12 protein-coding genes are annotated in these 14,502 nt (G+C 65.2%); 2 read left to right on the plus strand and 10 right to left on the minus strand.

Annotation, left to right across the window (positions count from 1 at the left end; translation table 11 throughout):
* Nucleotides 1-33: 33 nt before the first annotated feature.
* Together KIO74_RS29500 and KIO74_RS29505 are read left to right on the plus strand one after the other, a co-directional pair.
* On the plus strand, nt 34-1,275 hold the full coding sequence (locus tag KIO74_RS29500; RefSeq protein WP_213339074.1) for an FAD-dependent oxidoreductase: 1,242 nt from the start codon (nt 34-36) through the stop codon (nt 1,273-1,275).
* Nucleotides 1,276-1,289: 14 nt separating this feature from the next.
* Nucleotides 1,290-1,976: an isochorismatase family protein gene (locus KIO74_RS29505; RefSeq protein WP_213339075.1), complete on the plus strand. Its 687-nt coding sequence runs from the start codon at nt 1,290-1,292 to the stop codon at nt 1,974-1,976.
* Nucleotides 1,977-2,279: 303 nt separating this feature from the next.
* On the opposite strand, the gene ilvD is transcribed toward KIO74_RS29505, so the two are convergent.
* From ilvD to KIO74_RS29555, 10 genes are all read right to left on the minus strand, one after another.
* The gene (gene ilvD, locus KIO74_RS29510; RefSeq protein WP_213339077.1) at nt 2,280-4,022 is read right to left on the minus strand and encodes a dihydroxy-acid dehydratase; all 1,743 of its coding nucleotides are present in this window, start codon (nt 4,020-4,022) and stop codon (nt 2,280-2,282) included.
* 19 nt (nt 4,023-4,041) lie between these two features.
* The gene (locus KIO74_RS29515; RefSeq protein WP_213339078.1) at nt 4,042-6,351 is read right to left on the minus strand and encodes a molybdopterin-dependent oxidoreductase; all 2,310 of its coding nucleotides are present in this window, start codon (nt 6,349-6,351) and stop codon (nt 4,042-4,044) included.
* Between the two features lie 4 nt (nt 6,352-6,355).
* Nucleotides 6,356-7,369, minus strand: coding sequence for a Gfo/Idh/MocA family protein (locus tag KIO74_RS29520; protein ID WP_213339080.1), 1,014 nt, complete (start codon nt 7,367-7,369; stop codon nt 6,356-6,358).
* A gap of 53 nt (nt 7,370-7,422) precedes the next feature.
* A complete protein-coding gene (locus KIO74_RS29525) occupies nt 7,423-8,199 on the minus strand; it encodes an SDR family NAD(P)-dependent oxidoreductase (protein WP_213339081.1) in 777 nt (258 codons plus the stop codon).
* On the minus strand, nt 8,196-8,978 hold the full coding sequence (locus KIO74_RS29530) for an SDR family NAD(P)-dependent oxidoreductase (RefSeq protein WP_213339089.1): 783 nt from the start codon (nt 8,976-8,978) through the stop codon (nt 8,196-8,198). The genes KIO74_RS29525 and KIO74_RS29530 overlap by 4 nt, the downstream gene beginning before the upstream one ends.
* Nucleotides 8,979-8,980: 2 nt before the next feature.
* Nucleotides 8,981-10,120 carry an ABC transporter substrate-binding protein gene (locus KIO74_RS29535; RefSeq protein ID WP_213339091.1) on the minus strand — a complete coding sequence of 380 codons (1,140 nt, stop codon included), beginning with the start codon at nt 10,118-10,120 and terminating at the stop codon, nt 8,981-8,983.
* A 96-nt stretch (nt 10,121-10,216) separates the two neighbouring features.
* Nucleotides 10,217-10,732, minus strand: coding sequence for an OsmC family protein (locus KIO74_RS29540; protein WP_213326991.1), 516 nt, complete (start codon nt 10,730-10,732; stop codon nt 10,217-10,219).
* Nucleotides 10,733-10,774: 42 nt separating this feature from the next.
* Nucleotides 10,775-12,586 (minus strand): hydantoinase B/oxoprolinase family protein, encoded by a 1,812-nt coding sequence (locus tag KIO74_RS29545; protein ID WP_213339093.1) that lies wholly within the window; start codon nt 12,584-12,586, stop codon nt 10,775-10,777.
* Between the two features lie 10 nt (nt 12,587-12,596).
* Entirely contained in the window at nt 12,597-13,388 is a 792-nt protein-coding gene (locus tag KIO74_RS29550; protein WP_213339096.1) for an SDR family NAD(P)-dependent oxidoreductase, read from the minus strand.
* Nucleotides 13,381-14,502, minus strand: a 1,122-nt coding sequence (locus KIO74_RS29555) for a hydantoinase/oxoprolinase family protein (RefSeq protein ID WP_213339098.1), incomplete at its 5' end; no start/stop codon positions are given. The genes KIO74_RS29550 and KIO74_RS29555, both read right to left, overlap by 8 nt.

Below are 14,502 nucleotides of genomic sequence, written 5' to 3' on the forward strand. Positions count from 1 at the left end.
CGTCAAGCCTGAACAACCGAGATGAACGCGAAGATGGATAGAAACACGCGGTATGACTGCGATGTGGCGGTCGTCGGCGGGGGGCCTGTCGGCCTCTGCCTTGCCTTGCTGCTTGCCCGCAAAGGCATCGAAGTGGCCGTGTTCGAAAAGGAGCCGGACGTTTCCCTCGACCTCCGGGCGTCCACCTTCCATCCGCCGACCCTCGACATGCTGGAAACGCTTGGCCTCGCCGAGACACTGGTCGCGCAGGGGCTGATCTGCCCGCATTGGCAGATCAGGCTGCATCCGGACGGCGAGCGGGCGATTTTCGACCTCTCGGTGCTGGAGAGAGACACGGGCCATCCCTATCGCCTGCAATGCGAGCAGTGGAAGCTCTCGCTCGCTCTCATGGAGGCGCTGAGGGAGGAGCCAAGGGCGCGTATCGTCTTCAACCGCGAGGTCACGGGCTTCACCCAGGATGACGACAGCGTGACCTTGTCGCTGCGCGATCCGGACGAGGCAGAGGATCCGGCTGGCGCCGCTGGAGCGTCGGAAACCGTCCGGGCGCGGCTCGTCGCCGGAACGGACGGCGCGCGCAGCACCATCCGCAAGGAGCTTGGCCTGGAGTTCGCGGGCCTCACCTATCCCGAAACGACGTTGCTCGTAACGACCCATTTCCCGTTCGAGGAGCATCTGGAAGGCATCTCCAACGTCTCCTATTGCTGGAAGGCGGATGGCAATTTCGCGCTTCTGAAAGTGCCCGGCCGCTGGCGCGTCTCGATCTATCCACGCGAGGACCTGCCGATAGAGGAGCAGTTGACCGAGGAGGCGATCGAGGCCAGCCTGCAAGTCATCGTGCCGCGCAGCGAGCGCTACGAGGTGATCGAGAAGCGGCCCTACCGCGTCCACCAGCGCATCGTTCCATCCTACGTCCACGGACGGGTCGTGCTGGCGGGCGACGCGGCCCATCTCAATTCACCCTCCGGCGGTATGGGGCTGAACGGCGGAATCCACGATGCCTTCGAGCTGGCGACGGCGTTCAAGGTCATCCTGCGGGATGGCGCACCACTCACGCGCCTCGACCTCTATGACCGCCGCCGCAGGCCGATCGCCCGTGACCAGATTCTCGCCCAGGCCGACGTCAACCGCGCGCGGATGCGGGAAAAGAACCCGGAGAAGCGCCGCGAGATCCTTGCCAATCTGCAATCGATCACGCGGGATCCGGAGCGCCTCTATGCCCATGTCCTGAAGAGCTCGATGATCGACGGCCTGCGCCTGGCAGCCGCTATCCGGTAAAGTCGGAGAGAGTGATGCATAGCGTCAGCATTCCGCAGTCGATCGTCGAGCGCGTGGTGGCTCGCCGTGGCGCAGCGCATCCCTATGCGAACCTAGACCCTCGCCGCACGGCCCTCGTCGTCATCGACATGCAGAACGGCTTCATGATGCCGGACGTCGCGCACGCGCTCTGCGCGAACGCGCCCGCCATCGTGCCGAATATCAACCGGCTGGCGGCGGCGCTGCGCGAGGCCGGCGGCCAAGTGTTCTGGATCAAGAACACCCATGACGAGGCCTGCTTTACCGAATGGTCCGTGATGTACGACCTTCTCCTGCCCGCCATGCGCGCCAAGCGCGTCGCGGCGATGACGGAGGGCTCAGTGGCGCATGAGCTGTGGGCCGGGCTCGATGTGCGGTCGGAGGATGCGATCGTCCGGAAAACGCGCTACTCGGCTTTCATCCAGGGCTCGTCGGATCTGGGCGAACGGCTGCGCGCGCAAGGGCTCGATACCGTGCTCATCACCGGCACCGTCACCAACACCTGCTGCGAGAGTTCGGCCCGTGATGCCATGATGCTCAATTTCAAGACCATCATGGTCACGGATGGCAATGCCGCCCATACCGATGAGGAGCACAACGCCGCCCTCATCGGCTTCTACCTCAATTTCGGCGACGTCATGTCGACCGACGAACTTGTGGCGACGATGGCAGCGCGTCCATAGGGATCGGCCGGCTCTGATCTCTCTCCTCAGGGGCAGGGCAGTCGCATATGACCTTGGAAAACCCGCCGGCGACGGAATCGGGCGGTGAACGAAGTGGAATCGGAGCGCAAAAATTTTGTCGTTTTCCGTCAGTCCTCCGAATTTCCGACCATATGCGATTGCCCTGCGCATAACCCGGAGGGCCACGGACCTCGGCTGTTGCAGATTTCCCGTTGGACAAGCTGAAGTCGGCAACACCGGTTTCAGAGACGGGCCCGGTCATGACAACGGCGCTGTAGCGATCAAAAGCGACGGCATGACGCCTTAGATATCGGAATAGTCGAAGACTTCGGCCTTTGCGCCAGGGTGCGTCACCGCGCCGGTCGCGGCGGAACTCGCGAGCTGCGCGAAGCGCCACAGCGCGCCGCTGCCGTAGCGCGTCGGGCGCGGCACCCATGTCTTCCTGCGCTCCGCCAATTCCTCGTCCGTTACCTCAACACTGAGGTAGCCATGCTCTCCATCGATGATGATGGTGTCGCCGTCGCGCAGCAGCGCGATGGGGCCGCCGACGGCGGCTTCGGGTGAGATGTGGCCGACGCTGATGCCACGCGTCGCGCCGGAAAAGCGGCCGTCGGTGATCAGGGCGACACGGTTGCCGACGTTCTGGCCGGCGAGCGCCGCCGTGGTCGAGAGCATCTCGCGCATACCCGGCCCGCCGCGCGGTCCCTCGTAACGAATGACCAGAACGTCTCCGTCCTTATAGGCTCGGCTTTCGACCGCCGCGAAGCACTCTTCTTCGGAATCAAAGCAGCGCGCGGTCCCCTTGAAGACAGAAGTCTCGAGGCCGGCCACCTTCACGATGGCGCCCTCCGGTGCGAGATTGCCCTTGAGCACCACAAGGCCGCCGGTCGGCGAATAGGCCTCGCTGACGGGCTTCACGACATCCTGCCCCGTCGGTACTTCGGTATCGGCCAGGTTCTCCGCCACCGTCTTGCCGGACACCGTCAGACAATCCCCGTGCAGAAGTCCGGCGTCGAGCAGGGCCTTCATGATCACCGGCACGCCGCCGACATCGTAAAGATCCTTCGCGACATATTTGCCGCCGGGCTTCAGGCTCGTGAGATACGGGGTCGTCGCGAAGATGCGGCCGATGTCATCAAGGGTGAAGTCGACCCCGGCCTCGTTAGCGATGGCGGGGAGATGCAGAACCGCGTTGGTCGAGCCCCCGGAGGCCGCGACGACCCGCGCGGCATTTTCCAGCGCCTTGCGGGTCACGATATCGCGCGGGCGGATGCGATGGGATAGAAGATCCATGACTGAGCGGCCGCTCTGGCGCGCCACCCGGTCGCGGCTTTCATAGACGGCTGGCGGCGAGGCTGAGCCCGGCAAGGCAACGCCCAGGGCCTCGGACACGCAAGCCATGGTGTTGGCCGTATATTGCCCGCCGCAGGTGCCGGCCGAGGGGCAGGCCACGCATTCCAGCTCATGCAGTTCCTCGTCGGTCATGGTGCCGGCCTGCCGCGCTCCCACAGCCTCGAAGACGTCCTGCACGGTGACGTCGCGGCCCCGATGGCGGCCCGGCAAAATAGAGCCGCCGTAGAGGAAGAGCGCGGGGATGTTGAGCCGCAGCATGGCCATCATCATTCCGGGCAAGGACTTGTCACAACTGCCGACACAGACGAGCGCATCATAGGAATGGCCGCGGATGAAGACTTCCACGGAATCGGCGATGACTTCCCGGCTGACGAGAGAGGACTTCATACCCTCATGACCCATGGCGAGGCTGTCGGTCACCGTGATGGTGCAGAATTCGCGCGGAAGGCCGCCGCATTCGGCAACGCCAGCTTTCACGGCAGCCGCCTGGCGATCAAGCGCGATATTGCAGGGCGCGGCCTCGTTCCAGCAACTGACGACGCCGACAAAAGGCTTTGCGACCTCGTCGGGGCCGAGGCCCATCGCGTAATAGAACGAGCGATGCGGTGCCCGCTCGACGCCAAGCGTGACGTGGCGGCTCGGCAGATCCGATTTCTCAGGCAGATGCGGCGCGGTCGGGGAGGTGGTCGTCATGGCGGGTTTCCTCGGGATATCAGTGCGCGTTGCGGGCGCTGTTGTCGTGAATGATGGGAGGGAGCTTGTGCGCTGTTGGCGGCAGAGGCGCCGCGCAGCGTCGGATTTCGACGAGGCAGCTCAGGGCGGCACAGCCTTGCGAGAAGCTGGAGGCTGGCCGATCGGCCGTCAGGACATTGGGATTGCCATGCGCGTCGATGTCTTCGGCCGGATCGATCCATGCCCCTGTCGCGAGGCGGGCCGCTCCCGCCACGATATCCTCGCTGACCGCGGCCACCGCCTGGACGGTGCCTCGGCCGTTGAAGATTTCGACGACGTCGCCGTCGGCGATGTCTCTTGCGGCCGCGTCAGTGGCGTTGATCAGAACGACCTCCCGGCCGCCGCTTTTACCGGCGACGCTCCAGGGCGCATGGTCGAGCTGGCTGTGCAGCCGGCGCGCCGGCTGGTCCGACACAAGATGGATGGGCCAATCCGCGGCGGCCGGCGCGCCACCCCACTCGGTGGGCGGCAGCCAGGCGGGGTGTCCAGGACAGTCAGCCGCCTGGGCCGCGGCAACGGTCGTGGAGAAGAGTTCGATGCGCCCCGACGGCGTAGGCCGGGGATGGGCCGTGGGATCGCGGCGAAACTCATCGAGAAACACGACAGGGTGGTCATGCGGGGCGAGGTCGATGAAGCCGCGTTCCCAAAAGGTCGCGAAATCGGGCACGGCGATGCCGTTGGCTTCAGCGCTCGCCACGAAGGTCTCGTAGAGGCGCGCGAGCCACGCCCTTTCGTCGAGCCCCTCGGTGAAGGCCGCGCCAGCGCCGAGGCGGCTGGCAAGATCGCTGAAGATCGCGAAGTCGTCCCGCGCTTCCGCATGGGCCGAGGCGGCCTTGTGCATCGCCACCAGCACACCCTCGCGCGTCGCGAAGGCGATGTCGTTGCGCTCAGCCGCCAATGTCGCCGGCAGCACGATATCCGCCATGCGCGCATGCGCGTTCCAGAACTGCTCATGGACGACGATGGTGTCGGGCTTGGCCCAGGCCTGGCGCAGGCGCGTGAGGTCCTGGTGGTGATGGTAGGGGTTGCCGCCGGCCCAGTAGATGAGCCGGATGTCCGGATAGCGATACGTCTCTCCCTCATAGGTGAAAGAGGCGCCCGGGTTGAGAAGCATGTCGGCGATGCGCGCGACGGGGATGAAGGCCGCCACGGGATTGCGGCCCTGCGGAAGGGAAGGGCCTTTCAGGCGAGGATGCGGGCTGCCGATGGCGTTCATGGCGCCATAGCCGAGCCCGAAACCACCGCCGGGCAGGCCGACCTGCCCGAGCACGCAGGCGAGCGCCACGATGCCCCAGAACGGTTGTTCGCCGTGCTCGGCGCGTTGCAGGGACCAGGCGACATTGAGAAGGGTGCGCGTTTCCGCCATCTCCCGCGCGAGCGCTTCCATCCGTGCCGCCGGCACTCCGGATAGCCGCTCAGCCCAGGCCGGTGTCTTCGGGGTGCCGTCGGACACACCAAGCACATAGTCTCGGAAGGCTTCGCCACCCGCGCAGCAGCGCGCCAGAAATGCGTCGTCCGCGTGCCCGGTCGTGAAGAGCTGGTAGGCGAGCGCGAGCATGACGGATATGTCGGTGTTAGGCCGGATCGGGATCCACTCCACATCACCGTCGGTGACCAGATCTTCGCGGACGGGGCTGATGTTGATGAAGCGGGTGCCGCGCGCGGCCATGGCCGCCAGCGCCTCCTTGACGCGGTGTCGCCCCGCGCCGCCGGGAGAGACTCGTGAGTTTTTCAGCGGCACACCGCCGAAGGAGACGAAGAGACGCGTATGCGTGGCGAGGACGTCCCAGGACGTATGTTCGGCGTGGAGATCGTCGATAGGCCCCACCACATGCGGCATGATTACCCGGCCGGCGGCGAGGCTATAGGTATCGACATGCCGAACATAGCCGCCGATCGTGTTGAGGAAGCGGTGCACCTGGCTTTGGGCATGATGGAAGCGGCCAGCGCTCGACCACCCATAGGAGCCGCCGAAGATAGCCTCATTGCCGTAGTCCGTCCGCACACGGCTCAGTTCCCCCGCGACAAGCGCGAGAGCGTCCTCCCAGGACACTTCGACAAAAGGCTCGCGGCCGCGTCGATCGGGCTGCGCACCAGGCCCTTTCTCCAGAAAGGAACGACGCACAGCTGGCCGCGCGACGCGCAGCCGCGTGACGGCGCCGCCCAATTGGTCGAGGCCGATGGGAGACGGGTCCGGATCACCGCTGAAGGGTCGCAGCCGGGGCCTGCCGTCGCCCTTCTGCTCGATTTCATAGAGCCCCCAGTGGCTTGCGGTGTAACGCGTCGCCATGGTCTCACGCCTTCAGAAGCTGTGCCGTCAGCGCGACCGATTTCAGCCCATCGGCGCCACTCGCCGAGGGGGAGCGCCCCGCCGCGACCGCTTCGGCAAAGGCCTCGAATTGCGCGGCATAAAGATCGACGACCGGGAACTCGCGTGTTTCGGTATGCCCCTCACGCGTGATCTCGAGACGCCCGGTCGGTGCCATCCCGAGGGTGCCGATGCCGGTCGCCGCTCCCTTCGTGCCCAGCACGTGAATGCTATTGAGGGCGGCGCGGGCGCGCCGTGTGATCGTCACGGTTCCCATCGCACCATTCGCGTAGCGCAACGCGGCGGCGATGGTCTGGTCGAGGCCCGTATCGGCCGCGCGATCGACGATGGAAGCGGTCTCCGCGACATCGGCGCCGACCAGGAAACCGAGGAGATCGAAGACATGAACGCCGACGGCGCCGAGAATATCGGAGCCTGATTTCGCCGGATCGGCGCGCCAGTTCGTCCATGGGCCGTAGGCCGTGTGCCATTCGCCGCGCACCAGAACGATATCGCCGAGTTCGCCGGAGGCGATGAGTTCGCGCAAGGCGCGATTCACCGGCGCATGGCGCTGCTGGAAGCCGATGCCAAGCGCCACACCGGCCCGCTCGCAAGCGGCGATCATCGCGCGGCAATCCCCCTCGGTCAGCGCCATGGGTTTCTCGACGAGAACATGCTTGCCTGCTGCGGCCGCCTTCTCGGTCTGTTCGCGGTGCTGGTCGTTGGGGGTGGCGATGAAGACGGCATCGACCTCGTCATCTCCCAGCATAGCCTCCAGCGAGGGATAGGCGATGCCGCCCGCCTCGGCCGCAAAACGCGCGGACTTGTCCGGCGAGCTGCCAAGCCCTCCCTTAAGGCTTGCGCCCTTTGAGCTTCTCAACGCGGGCGCGATCTTCTGCAGGGCATGGGCGCCCGCACCTATCAGTCCCCAACGCATGGTGACGCCTTCCCGGTGCTGCGGCATGATCCCGAGACGCCGTCCGGCTTTCGGTAAGATCATGCGTCAAAACAATATCCTGGAGGCCGCTCCGACCGTCGCCGGAGTGGAGCGCCCTAGAAGCGGATGACCGCCGTGCCGCCACCTTCCACCGGAAGCGCCGCGGCGGTGGTGAAGGATGAGAGATCACTGACGAAGAACAGCATGGCCTTGGCGACGTCATCCGGGGTGCACACGCGCCCGAGAGGCGAGAGCCCCTTCATCACATCCGCGCGGCGCGACAACTGCTCGTCCGTGAGGATCTGGAGACGGTCGACGGAGGGCTGCTCCAAGCCACTGGGGCAGATGCAATTGGCGCGGATGCCATCGGCGCCATGGTCGGAGGCGATCTGGCGCGTGAGCTGCAGAACGCCGGCCTTTGAAACGCCATAGGCGGTCATGCCGGGAAGCGTCAGCAACGAGCCCTGCGAGCCGATGTTGACGATGCTACCGCCTCCGCCGGCGCGCATCGCGGGCAGAACAGCCCGGCAGGCAAGGAATACCGCTGTCAGATTGACCGCGATGATCCTGTTCCAGTCCGCTTCACTCGTGTCGAGGGTGCCCTTCGCCGTGGGCGGGTCGATCCCGAACGTATTGCAAAGGCCATCGATCCGGCCGAAATGCGCGAGAGCCTGCCCGACCATGCGCTCATTGGCGGCGGCATCCGTCAGGTCGGCTGCGATGACAAGACGGCTGTCCGAAGGCGAGTCCGATGTGGTGCTGATGCGGCTTACGTCGCGATCAACCAGCGCGAGGCGAGCGCCGTGCGTGAGGAACAGGTGCTCGGCAGCGCGGCCGACATTGGAGCCTGCGCCCGTGATTATGATCGTTTTGCCGTCCAATAGTCCCTTCATCCCATGCTCCCTCCGCCATCGACGCGGATGACCTGGCCCGTCACGAAACGTGATGCGGACGAGGCGAGGAAAATGACGGCGCCCGTGGCGTCATCGGGCTCCTGCACACGCGCAAAGGCCTGATCGCTGACCATGCGCGCGACCGCCTCCGCAGGAAATGTCGCCTTAACGCGCGGCGTCGGCGTAAAGCCGGGCGCGACAGCATTGACGCGGATTCCCGTCGGGCCGAGCTCCCGCGCCAGCGCCCGCGTCAGGCCGACGACGCCACCCTTGGCCGCGACATAGCCGACGAGATTGGCCGACAGGGGCGGCCGGTGCAGCGCGGCCGTGATGCCGCTGAAGACGGATGTCGAGGCGATATTGATAATGCTGCCGGCCCCTTGCCGTTTCATCGCAGGCAGCACGGCGCGGATACAGAGGAACTGGCTGGTGAGATTGAGGCGGAGTTCCGCCTCGAACTCACCGAGTGCCATATCCGCAAGGCCCTTGCCCGTCGTGGCGCCGCCGGCATTGTTGACGAGCACATCGCAGCGACCAGCCTCCGTGATGAGGCGGGCGAAGCTGCCCTCCACCGCCTCCTCCGATGTCACATCGACCAGGGCCGAGAGAAGATCAGGAGCCTCAAGACGCAAGTCCTCGATAACGGCGTCGAGCGCATCAGCGGCGTGATCCACGCATGCGACCCGGAAGCCCGCCCGGCTCAACCCCATCAGATGGGCGCGACCCATGCCTTGGGCCGCGCCCGTCACGATGGCGACGGGACGCTCTGTCCCGGCCATGGTCAGGACTTCACCCAGGGTACGAACTCCTCGTTCTTCACCATGACGCGTTGCAGGGCGAGGATGATCTCGCGGTCGGGATCGATCGAGATGACGCCCGTGACGCCGGCGAAATCCTTGGTCGCGGCAAGCGCGTCACGGATCCGGGTGGTGTTCGGCGAGCCCGCAGTCTTCACCGCATTCGCGATCAGGCTCACAGCGTCGAAGGCATGTGCGGAGAACTTGCTCGGAACCATGGAATACTTCGACTTGAAGAGATCGACAAAGCTTTTCACCTCCGCGCGGTCGGAGGCCGGATGATAGGTCGAGACCAGCAGGAGCCCGTTCGCGGCCTCACGCGCGAGGCTGATGACCTGTGGGTTGAACAGGCCGGCACCCGACATGAAAGTGGGGCGGAAGTTCATCTCGCGGGATTGCCGGAAAAGAAGCGCGGCCTCCACCTGGAACAACGCCAGGAGCACGCAGTCCGGCTGACGGGCGCGCAGGCTGGTGATCGTCGGCTTCAGATCGGGGGTCTCGGCGTTGATATAGTCCTCGCCGACGACAGTCGCTCCATTGGCGACCGCGCGTTTCTTGAACAACTCGCCATAGACGCGGCCATAGTCATCGTTGCGGCCGACGATGGCGATTTTCTTGAAGCCGAGGTCCTTGGTGCCCCAGTCCGTCGTGGCATCGGCCTCGGTGGCGGCGATCGGTGTATTCCGGAAGATGAAGTTACCCGTCTTGGTAATATCCGGATGCGAGGCGGTCGGCGTGATCATGATGATGCCGGCGCGCTGATAGATCGGCGCGGCGGCCAGCGACGCGGTGCTCGAGAAGTCACCGATTACCGCGGTGATGTCGCCGCGAGCGGCGAATTTCTGCGCGACATTGGCCGCTTCCTGCGGATCGCCCTTGGAGTCCTCGACGGCGAGCTGGAAGGTGATGTCCGGGACAGTGTTCTTCGCGTTGAGTTCGGCGATCGCGAGTTCAGCGCCACGCTTGATATCTTCGCCATATTGCGCCTGATTACCTGTAATCGGCGCGGAGAGGCCAAGCGTGAGCGTCTTTTTCGCGCCCTGCGCGAAGGTCGCGGCGGGTAAAAGGCCTACCGCCGCGCCGGTCGTCGCGAGCTTTACAATATGTCTTCTCGTAAGCGACATGTCAGGTCCCCTTCTGATGGCGAGGCGCGAAGCGCCGGCCCGTTATAATATCTGGAACATATCGACTTTATTCTTCTTCATCAGCGTAACGCGGAACTATTCACGTACCCATTCCGAAACGATATTGACCTTTGCATCAGTCATCAGGTGATACAGCGGGCAAAGCCGCTCGACTTCAGAACGGAATTTGGCAAGACGCTCGTCGGATTCCGGCGTCTTCATGAAGACCTTCTGGTCAATCTTGTGGTAGTGGTAGGCAATAGGCTCGACCTGCGAGAACAGCTTGCCGGTGCGTCGCATCTCGGCGCGGCGAACGTCATGCTGGGCGACAGCCTCGAGGCGCACGCCGGTGATCTCGAACTTCATCTCCTTGCGGAGAATGTTCATGATCATAGCCGTGCAGGAATTCAGCGCGCACAAGGTCATTTCGAGCGGCGTCGGGCCGCTGTCCTTGCCGCCGAGCTCGACAGGCTCGTCGACATAGATCGGCGGGAGGTCGCGGACATGATTGACGCTCTGGTAATTGCCGAGATAGTCGGTCTTGACGCGAATGCTCTGCAGGCGCTCACTGACCTGGATGTCAGCCGCCGCCGTCGTGGAAAGGTCGGTCATATCTTGCTCCTGTCGTTACCTTGTTTGTGATTGGCCGTTTGGTCAGTCGCGCCCGTCCTCGCCCCGATCAAAAGTCCAGGTGATGGCGCCGCGTGCGGTCGCCATGCGCGCGCGCAGCGCCTCGGTCGCGGCGGCATCGACATGGAGCGCCTCGTCGAGGACGACGCCATAGTCTGCCCGCGCGGCGGGGAGGGAGATCTGCGCCTCGGCCACGTCATTGGCGACGCGGGCGGCGGGGCGGCTCAATGGATCGCCATAGCCGCCGCCGCCCGCCGTGTCGGAGACCAAAATGTCGCCGGTGCGCAGCGTGAAGCGTTCGCGCGCTGGCACCTTGTGCTCGCTACCATCGGTGCGCTTGATGACGGAGGACCATGGCATGGCGGGCCTGCCGCCCTTGAGGCCCCAGGGGCGTGAGAAATGGCGATCCCCGCGATGGGTGACCTCGAGGGGGCCTTCCACCACTTCGAAGACCTTGCGCATGCCGAGGCCGCCGCGATGGAGGCCCGCGCCGCCGGAGTCGGTCTTCAGCCGCATGGAATGGATGCGCAGCGGATATTCGAGCTCCACCGCCTCGGTCGGCGCGTTCATCATGTTGGTGATGTCGGTCTCGATATAGTCCACGCCGTCCTTCGTCGGTCTCGCCCCCATGCCGCCGCAGAAGAGTTCCAGATAGACATAGGCGCGGCCATCGGAGGCGCGACGTCCCGAGAAGCTGACGCCCTGCATGCCGCTGGAGGAGGCGCGGACCCGTTCCGGCGCGGCCTGCGCGAGGCAGCCGAAGATGACATCCGTCATGCGGCAGACCGTCATGGTGCGGGCGTTGACGGGAGCCGGATGGCGCGGGTTGACCAGGGTGCCCTCTGGCAAACTGACACTGATCGGGCGGAAGCAGCCGGCATTGTTGGGCAGGCGTGGGTCGGTGATGCAGCGCACGCAGTAATAGGTGACACAGGCGGCGTGCGAGAATGCCGCATTGGCGGCACCCGCCACCTGCGGATCCGTGCCCGCGAAATCGACATGGATGTCGGAGCCCTTGATGGTCAGCGTCGCCTGGATCTTGACGCGCTTGTCGAGCACGATCCCATCGTTGTCGATGTAGTCGATGAAAGTGTAGCTGCCGTCCGGAATCTCGGTGATGCGGGCGCGGGTCAACGCCTCGGAGCGGTCCATGAGTTCATCGATATAGGCGAGGACTGTATCCTCGCCGAATTCCTGGCAAATCTCGGCGAAGCGTGCCGCGCCGATCCTGATCGAGGCGAACTGGGCGCCGAGATCAGCTTCCAGAAAGGCTGGCATACGGACGTTCTTGAGCAGGATCCCACGGATCTGTTCGTCGAATACGCCGCGCGCGATCAGCTTGACCGGGGGCAGCACGATGCCCTCCTGGAAAAGCTCGGTGGCATCCGGCGGCAGGCTTCCGATCGCCATGCCGCCGAGGTCTGAATGATGCGCCATGGAGGCCGCCATCGCGACGCAGCGCCCTGAGGAGAACACCGGCGTCAGCGCGGTGATGTCAGGCAAGTGCGTGCCGCCGTCGTAGGGATCGTTCATGATGTAGACGTCGCCTTCCTCCATCGTTTCCGGGGGAAAAGCGCGCAGCAGCGATTTCACCGTGGCGGCCAGCACCCCGAGGTGCTGCGGCAACGCGACCGACTGGGCCATGGTGTCGCCGCTCACGGTGAACAGTGCGCAGGAGCAGTCGGCTCCCTCCTTCAGAACGACGGAGAAGGCGCTGCGGATCAGCGTGCCTTCCATCTCCGCGGCGACAACATCGAGGCGGTTGCGGATCACCTCCAGGGTGATGGGATCGATGGTCAGGCTGTCGCCGCGAGCTTCGGTCTTGTTGAGCATCATCACGGATCCTTCAGGATGAGCGGCGCGGGAAATCGAGGCGGCCGGCGGAGAAGCCGCCGTCGATGACGATGGTGTCGCCGGCGATGGCCGCGGCGCCCGCGGAAGCGAGAAACATGACGGCGCCGGCCACGGCTTCGGGTGTCGCCAGGACGTGGTTGGCACTCTGGCCGCGGTAGTAGTCCGCGACCTTCAGAAAGGCCGGATCGGTGAAGCCCGGCCGATCGACCAGCCCCGGAGCGACCGCGTTGATGGCAATGCCGAAAGCGCCGTATTCCAGTGCGAGCCCACGCGTGAGCATCTCCATGGCGGCTTTCGTGGCGCTGTAGAGTGCCGCGTCAGGCCGGGCATAGCGATAGTTGCCGGAAGTGATGTTGACGACGCGGCCGCGGATGCCGGACTTCGCCATGCGCTCGCAGGCATCGCGGCTCGTGAAGAGCATCGCCTTGACGTTGACCCGGAAGAGGCGATCGAACTCGTCCTCCGTCAGGTCGCGGATCATGCGGTTGAAATTGATGCCGGCGCCGTTGACGAGCACAGCCGGGGTGCCGAAGCGTTCGGTGATGTCGTCGAGCACCCGGCTCACGGTGGTCGGATCGCTCATATCGGCTGCGAGGCCATGCCCATTGCCCAGGGATGCGAGCCGCGCGCCCGCCGCCGCGGCGCGGGCCTCGGTCGAGCCGATGGCGATGGTCGTCGCGCCAGCCGTGACGAAGGCCTCCGCTATCGCCAGACCGACATGGCCCGTGCCACCGGTCACGACCACCGGTCCGAGGCTCCAGGGTTCAGAGGCCGGATCACGCATCGGTCGGCATCTCCACGATGATATTGCCGTTGGGCTCGACGAAGGCGGTTTCACCCGGCAGCACGACCGTGGTGCTGTCCAGCTGTTCGACAATGAACGGCCCTGCCTGTCGGACGCCTATCGGCAGCTGATCGCGACGATAGACCGGGATGTCCATATGGCGATCGTGATCGCTCAGGTAGACCGAGCGCGCCCCGTGCTGCGCCTTCTCCCAAGATGGACCGGGCTTTGGCGGTTCCAGGCGGATCTTCGGCACGGTCGCGAAATGCACGGTGCGCAGATTGACGAACTCCACGGCTGCCGAGGGATTGCGTTGCCGATAGACCCGCTCGTGGTGCTCGTGGAACGCAGCAACGAGGCTCTCGATCAACGCACCGTCGAAAGCTGCCGTGATCGGGATCTCCAGCTCGTAGGACTGGCCGACGTAGCGCATCTCGGCATAACGGCGGACGCCCACGCGCGCGTCGGCGATGTTCTCCTGCCGCATGCGCTCCCGCCCGGCGCGGTCCAGCCTGTCGAAGGCCTCCGCCAGCTCCGTGAGGGCGAGCCCCGCCGCCGGCTGGCGGAATGACGCAGTATGATCGTGCTCGATGTCGGACACGAGGAGGCCGAATGCCGAGAGAACGCCGGGGGCGAAGGGCACGATGACGCGCGGGATGCGCAACGCACGCGCCAGCGCACTGCCGTGTAATGGGCCGGCACCGCCCAGCACGATCAAGGCGAATTCCCGCGGATCATAGCCCCTGGCGATCGTGAGCAGGCGGATCTCGTCGGCCATGCGATTATTGAGGATGGTGTGGATGCCGTGCGCCACGCGCACCTTGCTCATGCCGAGCCGCGCGCCCATGGTCTCGATGACGCGATGGGAAGCGGAGGCGTCGAGTTTGACATGGCCGCCCGCGAAGTAATCCGCATTGAGATAGCCGAGCACGATCGAGGCATCGGTCACCGTCGGTTCGGTGCCGCCCTGGCCATAGCAGGCGGGTCCCGGCACGGAGCCGGCGCTCTGCGGGCCGACATGCAGGCTGGACGCCTCGTCGAGCCAGGCGATGCTGCCACCGCCGGCGCCAATCGAGACGACATCGAGCATGGGAATACGCAGGGGATATTTGAG

Source organism: Chelatococcus sp. HY11, from assembly GCF_018398335.1.
In the GTDB taxonomy this organism is placed as follows: Bacteria; Pseudomonadota; Alphaproteobacteria; order Rhizobiales; family Beijerinckiaceae; genus Chelatococcus.